Annotated in this window: 18 protein-coding genes; 11 read left to right on the plus strand and 7 right to left on the minus strand. The window is 37.1% G+C overall.

Annotation, left to right across the window (positions count from 1 at the left end; translation table 11 throughout):
- The first annotated feature begins 38 nt into the window (after positions 1 to 38).
- Positions 39 to 734: an XRE family transcriptional regulator gene (locus NQ163_RS08225; protein ID WP_268189842.1), complete on the plus strand. Its 696-nt coding sequence runs from the start codon at positions 39 to 41 to the stop codon at positions 732 to 734.
- Positions 735 to 950: 216 nt separating this feature from the next.
- Positions 951 to 1,907, plus strand: a complete 957-nt coding sequence (locus NQ163_RS08230; protein ID WP_268189843.1) for a DMT family transporter — start codon at positions 951 to 953, stop codon at positions 1,905 to 1,907.
- A gap of 334 nt (positions 1,908 to 2,241) precedes the next feature.
- Here NQ163_RS08230 and NQ163_RS08235 read toward each other — a convergent pair whose 3' ends face one another.
- The 4 genes from NQ163_RS08235 to dinB all read right to left on the minus strand — a co-directional run bounded on the left by NQ163_RS08235 (position 2,242) and on the right by dinB (position 6,328).
- A complete protein-coding gene (locus NQ163_RS08235; protein WP_268189844.1) occupies positions 2,242 to 3,120 on the minus strand; it encodes a cation diffusion facilitator family transporter in 879 nt (292 codons plus the stop codon).
- A 196-nt stretch (positions 3,121 to 3,316) separates the two neighbouring features.
- Positions 3,317 to 4,264, minus strand: a complete 948-nt coding sequence (locus NQ163_RS08240) for a bifunctional metallophosphatase/5'-nucleotidase (RefSeq protein ID WP_268189845.1) — start codon at positions 4,262 to 4,264, stop codon at positions 3,317 to 3,319.
- Entirely contained in the window at positions 4,239 to 5,021 is a 783-nt protein-coding gene (locus NQ163_RS08245; RefSeq protein WP_268189846.1) for a 5'-nucleotidase C-terminal domain-containing protein, read from the minus strand. The genes NQ163_RS08240 and NQ163_RS08245 overlap by 26 nt, the downstream gene beginning before the upstream one ends.
- Before the next feature lie 242 nt (positions 5,022 to 5,263).
- Positions 5,264 to 6,328, minus strand: coding sequence for a DNA polymerase IV (dinB, locus tag NQ163_RS08250; protein ID WP_268189847.1), 1,065 nt, complete (start codon positions 6,326 to 6,328; stop codon positions 5,264 to 5,266).
- 107 nt (positions 6,329 to 6,435) lie between these two features.
- Here dinB and NQ163_RS08255 point away from each other — a divergent pair, with 107 nt between their 5' ends.
- The 6 genes from NQ163_RS08255 to NQ163_RS08280 all read left to right on the plus strand — a co-directional run bounded on the left by NQ163_RS08255 (position 6,436) and on the right by NQ163_RS08280 (position 11,312).
- Positions 6,436 to 7,947, plus strand: a complete 1,512-nt coding sequence (locus tag NQ163_RS08255) for an MATE family efflux transporter (protein WP_268189848.1) — start codon at positions 6,436 to 6,438, stop codon at positions 7,945 to 7,947.
- On the plus strand, positions 7,944 to 8,648 hold the full coding sequence (mnmD, locus tag NQ163_RS08260; RefSeq protein ID WP_268189850.1) for a tRNA (5-methylaminomethyl-2-thiouridine)(34)-methyltransferase MnmD: 705 nt from the start codon (positions 7,944 to 7,946) through the stop codon (positions 8,646 to 8,648). The genes NQ163_RS08255 and mnmD overlap by 4 nt, the downstream gene beginning before the upstream one ends.
- 116 nt (positions 8,649 to 8,764) lie before the next feature.
- Positions 8,765 to 9,367, plus strand: coding sequence for an FKBP-type peptidyl-prolyl cis-trans isomerase (locus NQ163_RS08265; protein ID WP_120240622.1), 603 nt, complete (start codon positions 8,765 to 8,767; stop codon positions 9,365 to 9,367).
- 24 nt (positions 9,368 to 9,391) lie between these two features.
- Positions 9,392 to 10,096, plus strand: coding sequence for an FKBP-type peptidyl-prolyl cis-trans isomerase (locus NQ163_RS08270; protein ID WP_268189851.1), 705 nt, complete (start codon positions 9,392 to 9,394; stop codon positions 10,094 to 10,096).
- A gap of 385 nt (positions 10,097 to 10,481) precedes the next feature.
- Positions 10,482 to 10,916, plus strand: a complete 435-nt coding sequence (locus NQ163_RS08275) for a peptidylprolyl isomerase (protein ID WP_120240624.1) — start codon at positions 10,482 to 10,484, stop codon at positions 10,914 to 10,916.
- A gap of 24 nt (positions 10,917 to 10,940) precedes the next feature.
- Complete coding sequence (locus tag NQ163_RS08280) at positions 10,941 to 11,312, plus strand: DUF3127 domain-containing protein (protein ID WP_110360567.1); 372 nt, start codon at positions 10,941 to 10,943, stop codon at positions 11,310 to 11,312.
- Positions 11,313 to 11,464: 152 nt separating this feature from the next.
- Here the strand turns inward: NQ163_RS08280 and NQ163_RS08285 are convergent, their stop codons facing one another.
- Both NQ163_RS08285 and NQ163_RS08290 read right to left on the minus strand, forming a co-directional pair.
- A complete protein-coding gene (locus NQ163_RS08285) occupies positions 11,465 to 11,890 on the minus strand; it encodes a hypothetical protein (protein ID WP_268189853.1) in 426 nt (141 codons plus the stop codon).
- A 20-nt stretch (positions 11,891 to 11,910) separates the two neighbouring features.
- Positions 11,911 to 12,486 carry an RNA polymerase sigma factor gene (locus tag NQ163_RS08290; RefSeq protein ID WP_120240626.1) on the minus strand — a complete coding sequence of 192 codons (576 nt, stop codon included), beginning with the start codon at positions 12,484 to 12,486 and terminating at the stop codon, positions 11,911 to 11,913.
- Positions 12,487 to 12,971: 485 nt separating this feature from the next.
- Here NQ163_RS08290 and NQ163_RS08295 point away from each other — a divergent pair, with 485 nt between their 5' ends.
- The gene (locus NQ163_RS08295) at positions 12,972 to 13,307 is read left to right on the plus strand and encodes a DUF6249 domain-containing protein (RefSeq protein ID WP_268189855.1); all 336 of its coding nucleotides are present in this window, start codon (positions 12,972 to 12,974) and stop codon (positions 13,305 to 13,307) included.
- A gap of 103 nt (positions 13,308 to 13,410) precedes the next feature.
- Here the strand turns inward: NQ163_RS08295 and NQ163_RS08300 are convergent, their stop codons facing one another.
- Positions 13,411 to 14,694, minus strand: a complete 1,284-nt coding sequence (locus NQ163_RS08300; RefSeq protein ID WP_268189857.1) for a M64 family metallopeptidase — start codon at positions 14,692 to 14,694, stop codon at positions 13,411 to 13,413.
- Positions 14,695 to 14,855: 161 nt separating this feature from the next.
- On the opposite strand from NQ163_RS08300, the gene NQ163_RS08305 reads away from it, so the two are divergent.
- Together NQ163_RS08305 and NQ163_RS08310 are read left to right on the plus strand one after the other, a co-directional pair.
- Positions 14,856 to 16,094 carry a mechanosensitive ion channel family protein gene (locus NQ163_RS08305; RefSeq protein WP_268189858.1) on the plus strand — a complete coding sequence of 413 codons (1,239 nt, stop codon included), beginning with the start codon at positions 14,856 to 14,858 and terminating at the stop codon, positions 16,092 to 16,094.
- Between the two features lie 6 nt (positions 16,095 to 16,100).
- A complete protein-coding gene (locus NQ163_RS08310; protein ID WP_120240630.1) occupies positions 16,101 to 16,394 on the plus strand; it encodes a PQ-loop repeat-containing protein in 294 nt (97 codons plus the stop codon).
- The last annotated feature ends 8 nt before the right edge of the window (positions 16,395 to 16,402 follow it).

Consider the following 16,402-nt stretch of genomic DNA (forward strand, 5'->3'; position numbering starts at 1 on the left):
TACTTTTGCTGTTCTCAAAATTTACACACAGAAATTTCATGAAAAATCTAAATAAGAACCTTAAACATTTACGAATTAGAAAAAGACTATCGCAAAGCAGACTTTCTGCTCGCATAGGAATTGGAGCCTCATCAATCAGCTCTTACGAACAAAGAAGAAGTACTCCCAAAATATCTACACTTTTAAAATACTCCGATTACTTCAACCGCAATCTTGATGAGTTGGTGAAATCGGATATTGAGCAAGCAGAGAAGGAAAAGAAGCAAGACACAAAAGGAGAAAACCTGAGAATTCTTCCCATTTTGGTGGATGAGAAGAACGACGAAATGATTTCCCTGGTTCCTGTTAAAGCTGCAGCCGGATATTTAAATGGCTACTCGGATGCTGAGTTCATTAGCGAGCTGCCAAACTTTAGAATGCCATTTGCCGAATTATCGGAAAACAAAACCTACCGTGCATTCCAAATTGAAGGAGAAAGTATGCTGCCAGTACCTGCAGGGTCGTACATTATTTGCGAGTATTTGCAAGATTGGGAATTGATTAAGGACAACACCAGCCATATTGTGGTGACTACCGATGATGGTATTGTGTACAAACGCGTGGTGAAAGATTTCGACAACAATCAACTGTTATTGAACTCTGATAACAAAGAATACCTATCCTTCGAAGTAAGCCTGAATCAAGTGGTAGAGGTATGGAAGGCATTGGGATTTGTGAGCTTTCAGTTGCCATAGTTTCTCGCAAACATATTTAACCACAAAGAGCACAAAGTAACACTAAGGAATGCTTTGTGTTACTTCGTGATTTCCTTCATTTACCTTTGTGGTAAAACTATTTACGATATGTGTTTTTTTAAATGATAAATAGGATAAACTACAAACACAAAGGTGGTTCAAATCGTTTTTTTACCTACATTTGTTCGATTTTATTCATTCTAAATAAGAATAACAATGAACTCAATTGCTTCTGCAAGTAATTACAAGGGCGTGCTTTACGCTATGGTCACTGCATTTTTATGGGGTTTTCTTCCCATTTTCCTTAAAGTGGCCCTTAAGGATATCGATCCCATCAGCATTGTATGGTTCCGATTCTCTTTTGCCTTTTTGGTCTTGTTCATCTACTACCTGGTAACCGACCGAAAGCAGTTGAACATCATCAAACGCCCGCCTCTTTTGCTCATTATTGCAGCAATTGGCTTGGGCGTAAACTATATTGGTTTCTTAAAAGGATTGAATTATACCAGTCCGAGCAATGCACAAATTATTATACAAAGTGGCCCCATTATGCTGGCGCTGGCAGGAGTTCTATTCTTTAAAGAAAAACTGAACCTAAAACAGATGGTCGGTTTCGGAATTGCCGGCCTTGGTTTGTTCCTGTTCTATCGCACCCAATTGCAAACTTTCATTCACGATACCGATGCTTTTAACCTTGGCTTTTTCTGGGTTGAGCTGGCTGCCGTAACATGGGTACTGTATGCCGTTTTGCAGAAGAAACTGGTGCAGCAACATCCTGCACAGGTGCTGAATATGGTACTGTATGGTATTCCGGCTTTGATTTATACGCCTATGGCCGATTTTTCTGCTTTCCAGGGATTGGATTTTAAAACCTGGGCCATTGTGGTATTTCTTGGTATCAACACCTTGGTTGCTTACGGATCTATCGCCCTTGCATTTAAGTATACCGAGGCCTACAAGGTTAGCATTATTGTAACGCTTAATCCAATTATTACCCTCATCACCATGTCGGTTCTTACCTATTTGCAGGTAAGTTGGATACAGCCCGAAAGCATGACGCTTTACTCGCTAATTGGTGCAGTATTGGTAATTGGTGGTGCAGTAACTGCGGTGTTTTTCTCGAAAGCGAAGAAGGAAAAAGCGCTTGCTGTACAAAAAGAGGTGGCGAAGTAAGGGTAAAAAGTTAAACCACTAAGGTGTTTCACAAAGGACACAAAGAGATTCACCTCATCCTATTCTTCTTCCCGATTCTCGGGATTAGAAGGAAACACCTATAATGATAATCACGCCACGAAGTGGCAGTTTAACACAGCCTCAGGCATCGCCTGAGGTTAAAGATAAAGTCTTCAGAGTTACTTTTTTTGTGCAGACTGACCTCACCCCAACCCTCTCCTCAAGGAGAGGGAGCTAGCCGCTGCTGAATTCTTGGAATCTGGTCTGTTTGTTGTTTTCCTTCTCCTCAAAGAGAAGGTCCCGACAGGGGATGAGGAATACAATTGAATCCTATTTAAACATGATCCCGAGGCTCAATATGAATGGTAGCCGCAAATCCATATTTTCTTTTGATTTCCTTCTCGATTTCAGTGGAAATATCGTGCCCGGTTTTTATGGACATATCGTGTGGCAGCTTGATATGGAAGGTAACCTCGGTATGGTCGCCATAAGAGTGGACGTGAAAATGATGCGGATCGATGGCATGTGGATAGATCTCCTCGCAAGTTTTCTTCAAGTCGTCCAGTAATTTCTGATCGGGGCTTTCTCCCAATATGGAATGAATGGAATCCCTGATAATTTCGTAGGCTGCATAGCCAATCATAAAGGCAACAATCATCCCCAGTGCACCATCAATCCACCAAAAATATTTCCCAACAAAAATACCGGCCAAAATCACAAATGATGATATGGCATCGCTACGATGGTGCCAGCCATCGGCCTTTAGCACTTTCGAATTGGTTTTGCGAGCACCGTAAAAGGCAAACTGCGCAAGGGCTTCCTTCACCACAACGGAAATAATCATTACCACAATGGCAATGGTTCCAAACTGCGACGATTCACCATCTCTTAAGGTATGATAGGATTCTAATACAAAATCGAAAGCCACCAACAGCAATAGAATCCCAATGATAAAGGCACTAATTAAATCGGCCCTGCCGTGTCCGAAAGGATGATCATCGTCGGCAGGTTTTTTAGAAATTTTCGCCCCTATTAATACAATAACAGAGCTTAAACTATCAGACAAGGTATGCCAGGCATCCGCAATAATGGCAATGGATCCTGTAAGCAATCCGGCCCAATATTTTAAAATAAAGAGTACAATATTTCCTGCAATGGATAGCCAACCTTCTGTTTCGGCCCAATTCGATTTATTTAACTCAAATTTTTTCATACGATCTGATAGTCAAAGTATCTAAAGTAATAATTTTATACCATTTCAAGTTGATTTTTTCCTTTTAGGGAACCGTAGCGGAGCGAAGCTCGTGAACACAATTGAAAATTGAGTTTAATGTGAACAAAATCCCGACAGGGAAAAGGGTGAAATAATCAATCTCCCGATGATTTTCAACATTAAATACCAATCGGTATTAGACTAAATTCCCCTCTACTCTCATTAATTGTGAATTTGCCAATTTGCTTTGCTTTTTCTTATCGATATAAAAATCGATTCTTCCCAAGGCAATTCCGGCCCAACCAACCTGGTTGATAATTACCTCTTCCCCATCCAGGTTGTTCACTCGTTCTGGTTTCTCCAATAAGGTATGTGAGTGACCGCCTAAAATCACATCAACACCACGTGTATGCTTGGCAAATTCCATATCGCAATCTTCACCAATATTGCTGGTATGTCCCATGTGCGAAAGACAAACTACCAAATCGCAATTGTTCTCGTCTTTCAGGATTCGAACCATATCCTTAGCTACATCCACCGGATCGATATAGGTAATGGTTTCGCGGTTTTGAGGTTCTACATAAGCAGTAAGATCAACACCAAGACCAAAAACACCAATCTTAAGTTCTCCCTTTTCGAAAATCTGATAAGGAGGAATTTTGCCTTCCAAATCGGTACCGCTAAAATCGTAATTGGCATTTAGCAAAGGAAAATTACGGTTCTTTATCTGCGAAGTAATCCCCTTAATACCATTGTCGAACTCGTGGTTTCCAATATTACCGGCATCGTAACCAATTTTCGACATCAATTTGTATTCTGCCTCTCCTTTAAAGAAGTTAAAATATGGCGTTCCCTGATAAACATCACCACAATCCAATAGCAAGACATGCTCCTCTTCTCTTCTTACCTTTTTCACCAAAGCATTTAGTCGGGCAAAACCTCCCAATCCACCATATTTTGGATCTTTTTTTGGAAATGGTTCAATGCGCGAATGCAAATCATTTGTATGCAATAAGGTAATTTTATGCTTGCTGTTCGAAGCTGCAAAAAGTGATTTGGTAAACAATCCACTGCTTATAAATGCCCCGGTTAAACCCAATTTTGTAATAAATTCTCTTCTATTCCACATTGTAAATCCTCCCATCTAGTTTAGCCGATACTTTTTCTCCTTTTTTGTGCTTCTCGCTCATGTGTTTAATGATTTCCGAACGCAACAATCGGTGCATATGTCGAAATGTTTTGCGCTTTTCGAAGGCAGTAAATCCGCCACCACCATTAACCAGGTAGTCAACACTCATTACATGATATATTTTCGTAGGCTCAACTGGCATTCCATCCACAAGAATGTTTATCGCTTTTCTGTCTTTAATGCCCATTTTCGCTCCACTTATGCCTTCGCCACCAAAGTAAGCAACGCGTTGAAACAATTCTATTAGCTGTTTTCCTTCCATTCCAACAATCACCAACTTGTTCTTAAAAGGCAACATCTCGTATACCCTTCCGGTAGATATTTCTCCCTTCGATAATGAGGTTCTAATTCCTCCCATATTCAACAAAGCCACATCAACCCCATGCTTTAATTGCTTCTCTTTGCAAAAATCGTTACCAATTTCGAACATGGCATCGACAAGGTAGTTGGATAATAAACCTTCTGGTTTACCCGTTACCATATCCATTTCGGCCACCGAAATAATGGTATTCATTTCCCCATCCAACTGGTGTTTATACAGATTGATCAGGTTGGTTAAGCTGGTATCCTTTGCTGATATCTGATCCAGATCAGCATTAATAGTGTAATGTGATTCTACCTTATCGGTAGTTTGCTTCGAACTGCCCGCACAGGAACTTAAGCCTGCAGCAATCAAAACAATAAAGAGTGATTTGATTAAATTTCTTCTCATGTTAAAAATAAAATACACTTTAGTCTTTTATTGACCGGTAAAATTATAAATATTCAATTATCATCTGCAAATAATCGACAATATCAGTTCACATTTAATACTACAATTGGCATAATACTCTCTTTACATGATATCATGCAAGAATGGTATTAAACATCAATCAGAATAAATATTCTCTGATACATTTATAAAATGGTTTATTGTGGTATGATTTTCAATAAAAATCAATTGAATTGACCCGATTAAAAATCAATTGTAAGCTGCATAGGTTCCGATTCGTCAATTCTGTTCGAAACAGATAATCCGATTAGACGAATGCTTGTTTTCAGCTGTTCCTGATCCAAGAGCTCTTCTGCAAGTTTTTGAATCATTTCTTCACCTTCAAGTACCGGCAAAAGCGTTCTGCTTCTTGTTTCCTGCTCGAAGTTACTATATTTTAGTTTTAAAGTTAAGGTTCTGCCCCTAAATCCACTTTTTTCCAATCTTCGAACCAACGATTCAGTCGTTTTCTTCAGGTCTTTTTTAATCTCCTGTGTATCGATTAAATCATTTCGATAGGTATGTTCGGTTCCAACCGATTTCCTGATTCGATTTGGGTTTACAGGTCTGTCATCAATCCCCCTGGCAATATTGTAATAATAGGCTCCATTCTTTCCAAACAATCTGCTCAAATCCAAAAGACTTCTCTCTTTTAAATCTTTTCCCCTAAAAATACCAATTTTGTGCATTTTATCAGCTGTAACCTTACCAACTCCATAAAATTTGTCAATTTGCAAATCGTTGATAAAACTCTCGATATCCTTGGGTGGAATCACAAACAATCCATCGGGCTTGTTTACATCCGAAGCAATTTTAGCCAGAAATTTATTTACCGATATTCCCGCTGAAGCGGTCAAATCAGTCTCCTCTTTAATACGTGCTTTTATCTCCTGGGCAATTAATGTAGCCGAAGGCAGATTCTTCTTGTTGTGGGTAACATCCAAAAACGCCTCATCGATAGAAAGCGGTTCAACCAAATCGGTATACTCATAAAAAATGCTCATAATTTGATTGGACACCTCCTTGTAACGATCATGACGCCCACGAACAAAAATCAAGTGTGGACAGCGCTTTTTTGCAATTTTTGAAGGCATAGCAGAGCGCACTCCAAACTTCCGTGCTTCGTAACTTGCAGCTGCAACAACTCCCCTATCTCCATCACCTCCAACAGCTATGGGTTTATTGCGCAATTCAGGATTATCCCTTTGCTCCACCGAAGCAAAAAAGGCATCCATATCAATGTGAATTATCTTTCGAATCTCGTCCATATTTCCTCTGCAAATATTTGAATAATCATGAGGCAATCAAAAAATAATCGCTGTCATTTTTGTAATTTTACGTCCAATTTCAAATTATACAAGCAAGTCAACAGAAAGTGAATAAAATCAAAGATCTTACTTCAGGAAATATCTTTACACAAATTGTAAAATTGGCAATTCCAATTATTGCTACTTCGTTTGTGCAAATGGCCTATAACATGACGGATATGGCCTGGCTGGGGCATGTTGGAAAGGAAACGGTTAGTGCAGTTGGAATGGCTCTATACCTGGTTTGGTTTGGTACATCCTTAATGTATATTACCAAAATTGGAGCCGAAGTTGGTATCTCACAATCCATTGGCAGAAAAAACATGGATGATGCCAGATCTTTTGTGAAGAATGCTTTTAGTTTGTCATTGCTGTTGTCAACTGCATTTGCTGCCATTGTATGGATTTTTGCCCATCCAATTATCAGCACCTTCAATATCGAAAGTGATTTTGTAAATCAAACTGCAGTTGACTACCTAAGATTTGTTGCTTTTGGTATGCCATTTACCTTCTCAAATATTAGCATCTCGGGAATTTACAATGGAATTGGGAACACCCGAACACCTTTCATTGTCAATACAATTGGATTGATCATGAACATCATTCTCGATCCGATTTTGATATTTGGCTGGGGCGATATTCCCGCTATGGGAGCCAAAGGAGCCGCCATTGCAACAGTTGGTTCTCAGTTCACAGTGTTTATAATATTCATTTACAACCTGTACATCAGGCAAAATCCATTATCCGTTAAAAACTACATTGGCAAATTGCAGCATCAATACTTGCAACCGATATTTAAAGTTGGAGGGCCTGTGGCACTACAGTCGGTTTGTTTTGCATTTCTAGCCATGATTCTTGCAAGAGTTCTAAACAATATTGCAGAAGGAAATGAAGTCCCATTTGCAGTTCAATCCATAGGAGCACAAATTGAAGCCCTTTCCTGGATGACAGCTTTGGGTTTCTCAACAGCTCTTGGAACTTTTACCGGTCAGAACTATGGAGCGGGCAAATGGGATCGCATTCAAAAAGGATTTTTCATTACCCTTGCCATTGCAGGTTTTATAGGATTAATTAGTACTGCATTATTCTTGTTTTTGGGTGAACCAATTTTTGGATTGTTCATGAAAGAAAGTGAGCAAGGGGTTGTTCAGTTGGGTATTGTCTACCTCATCATCCTGAGTTTTTCTCAGGTATTCATGAGCATTGAAATTACAGCTACAGGAGCATTCAATGGAGTGGGTCGAGCAATTCCTCCAGCTATTGTGGGGATTATTGGTAATGTACTTCGCATTCCTTTTGCATTTCTGTTTAGTTATACTTTATTAGATTTATTGCCATTGTTTCAGGGCTGGATATCCTCTGAATATGTACAGGTAACCGGCGTATGGTGGGGCGTGACATTGTCAAGTATTTTAAAGGGAAGTATTCTCTTTTTCTGGTTTTTGATATTGCTTCACAAGCATCCTGAAAATGATTATCCATTACCATTTCAAAAGTTCTGGATTCGGCTTTTACCAAGCAGATTGCGCCAAACATCAATTGTAATTAACCCGTTAAAAGATGAAAAATTAAACGGATGAAAAAATTAAAAAGGGAGCTTAAAGTAACTGAGGATGGTTCTCATACATTCTATATGCCCGATTTGGATGAGCATTATCACTCTACCCATGGGGCCAGGCAGGAATCGATGCATATTTTCCTGAACGCAGGATTTCATTTCTCACAGCAGGATCCATTACACATTCTGGAAATTGGTTTTGGAACGGGATTAAATTGTTTTTTAACGGTAAAGGAAGCAGAAAAGCTTAATAGAAAGGTAATTTACCATTCCATAGAACTTTATCCCCTGGAAAAAGAATTGGTTCAGGATCTGAATTATGCTGATCCATCTGATGAAGCATCTTGCGAAATGTTTCAAAGGCTGCATTCCTGCGAGTGGAATACAGATGTTCAAATCAATGAAAACTTTACATTGCGCAAATTGCAAGGAGATTTAATTGAATACATGTTTTCATCAAAATATGATTTGGTATACTTCGATGCCTTTGCACCTGATGTGCAACCGGACCTATGGAGCCAGGATATTTTTGAAAAAATCTATCATGCAGCCAATTCAGAAGCCATACTAACTACCTATTGTACCAAGGGAATTGTAAAAAGAGCCTTACGTGCTGCCGGTTTTCAGGTAAAACGACTTCCCGGACCTCCAGGTAAAAGACAAATGCTTCGTGCCACCCGCATTGATGATTTTGAATCAGCAAAAGCAAACGAACAACTGTAAAAAAAACTTAAATTCATGTGCAGTTTCGCATATGTGAAGGAAAAGCCTTACCTTAGTCGATCTTTATGATCACATTAATCATAAATCAAAAAGAAAATAACAAATAATTATATAAAATGAAGTACACAGAAGAACAAGATAAGGTATCTTATTGCCTTGGATTAAGCATCGCAAGCAACCTAATTACATCAGGAGTAAAAACCATTAGCACTGAGCCATTCATGGAAGCACTTGATGCTGCGTTCAATGGTAAAATGCCAGAACTTTCTCCAGAAGAAGCAAACCAAATCCTTCAAGAATTCTTTACCAAAGTTCAAGAAGAGCAAGCTGGTGCAGCAATCGAAGCTGGAAAAAAATTCTTAGCTGAAAATGCTAAAAAAGAAGGTGTAACTGCTCTTGAAAGTGGTCTTCAGTATGAAATCATTACAGAAGGTAATGGTGATTTACCAAAAGGTACTGATAGCGTAAAATGTCACTACCATGGTACTTTGATTGATGGAACAGTTTTCGATAGCTCTGTTAACAGAGGTGAGCCTGCTACATTCCCAGTGAATGGTGTGATTGCAGGATGGGTTGAAGCTCTTCAATTAATGCCTGTTGGATCGAAATGGAAATTATATGTTCCTTCTGATTTGGCTTACGGTGCTCAAGGTGCTGGTAACTTAATCGGTCCTCACACAACTCTTATTTTTGAAGTTGAGTTGTTAGAAATCGTATAATAATAAACCAAAATAGAACGCAAAATGAAACTAAAAGCATTGTCTCTTGCACTTGGATTAGGTGCTATGACCCTTGTTTCTTGTAACCAAAATGGGAACAAGGATGTTGCCTTAAATAATCAAATTGATTCTGTTAGTTACGCTATTGGTATTAACTTCGGAACAAACCTTAAGAAGAGCAATATCACTGAATTTAACGAAGCAGCTATTCTTGCTGGTATTTATGATGTGATTGATGAAGATTCTTTGAAAATTGAATTGCGTGAAAGCGGATCTGTAATCAACACTTACATGAGAGATCTTCAGGCAAAAGTTGGTGAAGAAAATATCGCTAAAGGTGAAAAATTCTTATCTGAGAATGCTAAAAAAGAAGGTGTAGTAACTACAGCTAGCGGCTTACAATACCGAGTAATTTCAGAAGGAACTGGTGAAAAACCAGCTGCTACTGATCAGGTAAAAGTTCACTACCGTGGAACAACTATCGACGGTAAAGAGTTTGATTCTTCTTACAAAACCAACAAGCCTGCTACTTTTGCTGCAAACCGCGTAATTAAAGGTTGGACTGAAGCACTTCAGTTAATGCCTGTTGGTTCTAAGTACGAATTGTTCATTCCTGCTAAATTGGCTTATGGTCCTCGTGGTGCAGGTGGAGCTATTGGTCCAAACGAAACTTTGATTTTCGAAGTTGAACTTTTGGAAATTGTAACACCAGCAGAACCTAAAAAATAATTGACCTGTAGTTTCAGGACAATATATTAAAAACAGAGCCCCTTTTGATGAAAATCGAAAGGGGTTTTTTGGCTCTTATACCATTTAAATATTAAAGTGTGCAGGTATAATACCAACACATTTTCAATCCCGAAATTCGGGATTAGAAGTGAAACGCTCTAAAGACGTATTTTGAATGGTAATTGGCATCAACTATTTCTAAAAAAACTTGACTTACATTTCCACTTACGGATTCATATCTCAGGTTGACAATTTTTTAAGCCCATATCTTTTTTTTAGATTTGCATACTTTTGCAACTACCAAGACGATGTTGTAAATTTAAAATCTTGTTTTCACCTTTTGAAAACTAATAAAACTGTATAATAACCAATAAAATAAATAGTCATGTACGCTGAAATTCATACCGAAAAAGGAGTGATGAAAGTAGAATTCTACGAGAAAGACGCTCCAAAAACTGTTGAAAATTTTGTAAACCTATCGGAATCCGGATTTTACGACGGACTAAATTTCCACCGTGTAATTCCTAGCTTTGTTATTCAAGGTGGTTGCCCTGATGGAACTGGTGCTGGCGGACCAGGTTATTCAATCGACTGTGAGTTGGATGGAGACAACCAATATCACGACAGAGGAGTTCTTTCTATGGCACACGCTGGTAGAAACACAGGTGGATCGCAATTTTTCATTTGCCACAACCGTGACAACACTTCTCACTTAGACAGAAACCATACTTGTTTTGGTAAAGTTGTTGAAGGTCTTGATGTGATTGATGACATCCGTGCTGGCGACAAAATCGAAAAAGTTGTAATCATTAAAGAGTAATTCCTAAAAGATAATTAGATACAGATGAATTTTGAAATCAACGGAAAAGTAATCGTTAAAGATGACACTCAACAAATTAGCGATCGCTTTAAAAAAAGAGAGTTTGTAATTGAAGTAGAAAATGAAAGAAATTCAGAATGGAACGATTTCATTAAATTCCAATTAACTCAAGACAGATGTGACCTTTTGGAACCAATTTCTTTGAATGAAGAAATTAAAGTTTCTTTTAACATTCGCGGTCGCAAATGGGAAAAAGATGGAAGAGTAAACTACTTCTCTAATTTGGAAGCTTGGAGAATTGAGAAAGTACAAGCTGAAGCAGCAATTCCTGAAATGCCGGAATTTACTGCAGATGATGTACCACCTGCTCCAGAAGAAGACGATCTTCCTTTTTAATTAAAAATATACGAACCCATTCCAATCGGAATGGGTTTTTTAATTGCTGGTGTTGAATAATTTTGCGCATAAAAAAACTGCCCTTCGCATGAAGAGCAGCTTATCGTCAAAAAAATTATTGAAAATCCGGTTGGCACCGGCTGTGTTTGAACTTATCTAAAGTGAATATATTTATTCATAATTTTATCAAAGGCTGCCAAAGAAGCCATGGCAACTACTACAATGTAAACAATTACAGGAACCTTCGACAAGCTAACAAAAACTCCATTCAACAATTGATTAATTGGCGTTAAAAATAATTTATCCAGTTGTGTAAAAAATGGATGCTCCAAATCACTAACCAAGGTTCTTACATCGGTTCCCAGTAATATTATTGCCAATACTACTATTAAGCCAATAATTCCTAACCATTGCTTTCTTGATCTTGTTTGTTTTACTTCAATTGGCTTTGCCAACCAATCTTGCATCACATCATCCATTACCTTGTTGGTAAACCCCTCTGATGGTTCTTCCAACTCCACATCCTTCATTAATTTTTTAATGAATTCGTCTTTATAGATATCTTCTTGCTTGTTCATGGTTTTCTTGTTTCAAAGATCTATAATATTGTTTTTAGCTCTCCGTGTAAAATTGTTTCCAATTGGGAATACAATTTTTTTCTCGCACGATGCAGCTTTACTTTCACGTTTGACTGGCTTAATCCGGTAACTTCACAAACTTCTTCTACCGAATTTTCTTCCAGATAAAATAGAGTTAATAATGTCCTGTCTTCAGCATTCATCTGTTGCAAAGCCTTCGTTAGGTACTTTTTCCTTTCATCTGAACGAAGTTCTTGCAATGCCGATTGAGTCGATTTAATATTTACAGATGCTGAATAATCTTCATCAATCGAGCTTACATCAAGCTTTTTTTTTCTCAATCTAGATATTGCTGTATTGTAGATGATTCTATACACCCAAGTTGAAAATTTGGCATCTCCTTTATAGGTATCCAATGCTTGATAAGCCTTTAGGAAAGCATCTTGAGCAACCTCTTCGGCATCTTCTCTACTTCCCATTAACTGCAAAGCCACATTAAAAGCCATTTTCTTGTATTTATCAACAAGAACAGCATATGCACCAGGATCACCTTCCTTTATTTTCGCAATATAATAGCTATCTCTTTTTAATGCCATATTAAATCAAACTTTCAACTCTCAACAAAATCTCATCAATTAAAAAGACAGTTCTTTGTCGAAAAATGTTGCTTCAAAATCAAAATTTAAACTTTTTATACCGATTATTAATTCGTAAAAGCTATTTGTTCCTAATACCTAACTCATTATATATCGGCATTTCAATTTAATATTTCTCTGTTTCGCATTAAGCTCACAGCGAAAGTTAAATGGTTTAATTGAATCATCTGTAACTTAGACGCACAAGTATTCGGTTCGGTTACAGACTAGAGAAAATAAGTTCAATATTTCTTTTTTCACACTCAACACATGCAAGTTAAACTAATGATTTTCATCCAAATAATTTATCACGTTAAAACTTTCTTAAAATATTTTGTAACCGATTTAAAAAAGGTGGCGTCATAAAGTTGAAAGCAAAAATCAATAAGCGATTTTAGTTTATAAATAATGAATTAATTAAAAGTTTAACCTTTAAATCACATATTATGGATCTTACAGGATTAGTTGCAGTATTAGGTTTTTTTGGAGTAATTCCATTAATTATTTTCTTAGTACACCGACACAGAGAACGCAAAGCTTTAATCGAAAAAGGAATGGATATAAGCTTGTTGCAAGGAGAAAAAAAGTGTAGTACACTTGAAAGTTTAAAGTATGGTATTGTACTAATAGGACTTGCAGCTGGAATTTTAATTGGAAATATTCTAGATGCATTCACAAGATTAAACGAAGAAGTTTCTTACTTTTCAATGATCTTCTTATTTGGTGGATTGGCTCTGTTAATTTTTTACAGCATAGCTAAAAAGCAACAAGAAACTGAATAGTTTGAAATAATTTACCCCAAACAAAAAAATGCGCCTCAATTCGAAGCGCATTTTTTTATATGTTTTTACGTAAGTTAGAATCTTATCTGTCGTAATTCTAAAATTATTTCCCAATATGGAATAGAATCACCTTTTCGGCTGCTCTTTCACAAACAGGACAAAAGTGCTTCTCATTGTTCGATTTCATTTTACAATCCTGAACTGGCGAATAAATTCCCTTAGACATATAGCCTCCTCCTTCATACACTCCCAATGTTTTTTCATATTCAGGTGTTCGTGGTGTTGGCACAGGTGTTGATTCATCCAACATATCTTTCCATTTCGAGTTAAAATCAACCATAGTTGTGATGTTTGGTTCCCATGGCTCAACCTCCAGGTTGTAAAAGCCATCGTAAGCAACCTTTGAGTTGTAATACTCATCTCCCAAGCCAACAAATCCATGTCCAAATTCATGGCTTGATACTTCATAGCTTAACTGGTGATCAGCCGAGCAACTTGAATAATAATTGTAGAAGCCACCTCCTCCATAACGATCGGTATTAATCAACACAAAAATTTGATCGTAAGGTACATTTGCACTAATATCATGTAGTACTTTAATATCAAAAGTCGTTAAGTATCGAGGTACATCGAAGGTATAAAATGTAGTATTTACCGCTGTATTCTTATAAATATTCTCTCCCGGAACATCAGTTCCTGATTCTTCCGATGCAGATTCCAAGGCATAAATATTGAAGTTTTCTGCATACTTATCAAAGGGAGGAACATCCAATAGGTAACCTGCAACTCTTTTTGCATCAGCCCTAAATTTTTCCATTTCTTCAAGAGTATACCCTTCAGCAATAAAAGCGATATCCACGCTTTTATCAGGACTTCCCTTCCCCATAAGCTTTGTATAAGGAACTGCCACTGGCTTTTCTCTGCCAATAAAATAATTCTTAGGATCAATGGTATACTCCCAAATTTGCTCCATGCTACCGTCCCACTTTCTTGACTCCAACACAAAACGAGCAATATTTTTAGGATATGGCATCACATTCACCTGGTAAAATGCTTTTTTTAATTCCTTTGCTTCATCAGTAGTTTGCCATTCCTGGAAAAGAGAATTAAAGCCTTTAGAATAAATCAACTCTCCTGATTCAGCATCATACAATTTGAATCTAAACGTTCCATATCCAAACTTGTCTATCAAATTTACGGTACTTCCTCCCCAATGAGGTTCCTCTTTTAACTCCTTTAAAAATACCGTTTGAGAATTTGCATCACCCCCCATCAAATAATCAATTCGAAGGGTTTTATTTTCGAAGTATTTTTCAAATTTATTTTGTGCATTGCAAAAAGTACTTAATGCAATAAACATCAGAACTAGTAATGGTTTTAGGTTCATTTTATGATTGTTTAAGTTGAAGTGATAAAAATACGAATAATTAACAGATGGGTATAAGTCATCAATTACAAGATTTTTAATAATAAAAGATTCACATTTTTCTTTTCCTCATCGAAATAGATATCTTAGATTTTTAATTCACACACAAATTTAATTCGACCATGAAAGAACTATTAGGCGTTCAATTAAAGAACTGGCTAATTAACGAAGGTATTTCAGAATATTGGGCTGCTCTACTACAATCAGTCATTGCAGCAGTTGTTGTAATTCTTATAGCTTGGTTATCTGATTATATTGCCAAAAAGATCTTAATTGCATTTATCACCAGGGTTGTAAGAAAAACCAAAACACACTGGGACGATATCTTACTAGAACGCAAAGTTTTTAATAAGATCTCACATTTTGCACCAGCAATAATTATCTATTCTAGTGCAAGTTTAATCGATCATCAATTATGGAGTAATATCATTGAAAATGGAGCATATGTTTATATGGTTGTTCTTGCAATTATGCTTCTGGATACTTTTCTAAGTGCCAGTAATGATATTTACAACACAATGCCGGTTAGTAAAACACGACCGATTAAGGGATATATCCAAATTGTAAAAATTTTCTTTTATGCATTGGGAATCATCGCAATAATCGCTGTTTTATTCGATAGAAATCCGTTAACAATTATTGCCGGAATGGGAGCATTTGCGGCGGTTATCCTGTTGATTTTTAAAGATACGATCTTAGGTTTCGTAGCTTCCATTCAACTATCGGCCAATAAAATGGTGAATATTGGCGATTGGATTACGATGCCTTCTAAAGGAGCCGATGGAACTGTAATTGATATCAGCTTAAATACGGTAAAAGTTCAAAACTGGGATAAAACAATCAGTACAATTCCAACATATGCCTTGGTTTCCGAATCATTTAACAACTGGAAAGGAATGGAAGAATCGGGAGGTAGAAGAATTAAAAGGCATTTAAATATCGATGTTAAATCCATTCACTTTCTTTCCGAAGAAGACATCAATAAATTTGAACAAATCAATTTGATTCAGGATTATATGAAAGAAAAGAAAGAAGAAATTCAATCATCTAATCCCGAAGGGGAGATTCCTGTAAACCAAAGAAGACTTACAAATGTTGGAACATTCCGGAAATATATTGAAGCATATCTTCAAAATCACCCTAAGATTCATAAAGATATGACTTTCCTTGTGCGTCAGTTGCAGCCGTCTGAAAAGGGTTTACCAATTGAGATATATGTATTTTCTAACGATCAGGCCTGGGCAAACTATGAAGCCATTCAGGCAGATATTTTCGATCATATTTTTGCGATTGTACCTGAATTCAATTTAAAAGTCTTCCAGAATCCTACTGGTGATGATTTTCAAAAATTAATGAACTAATTATAAATGAAGAGTATCTTAAAAAAGCTCGATTTTTTCGAGTCCTTGGGCTGGTTTGGTAATATCATCCTCAGCATTGGAGTGATTCCGCAAGTTGTTCAAACCTGGAAAACACATGATGTTGATAGTTTTAACTGGCCCTTTTTGCTGATGTGGGCTTTTGGCGTGCTGTTTACTTTTATCTATATTGTGAACGGTGATTTAAAAGCAGATAAAAGACAATATCCACTTTGGTTAAACTATATGGTTAACATTGTGGCAACTTTTTACCTCTGCTATGCCAAACTGATTTATTCTTAAAACCCCAA

This window comes from Marinifilum sp. D737, from assembly GCF_026672275.1.
Classification (GTDB): Bacteria; Bacteroidota; Bacteroidia; order Bacteroidales; family Marinifilaceae; genus Marinifilum.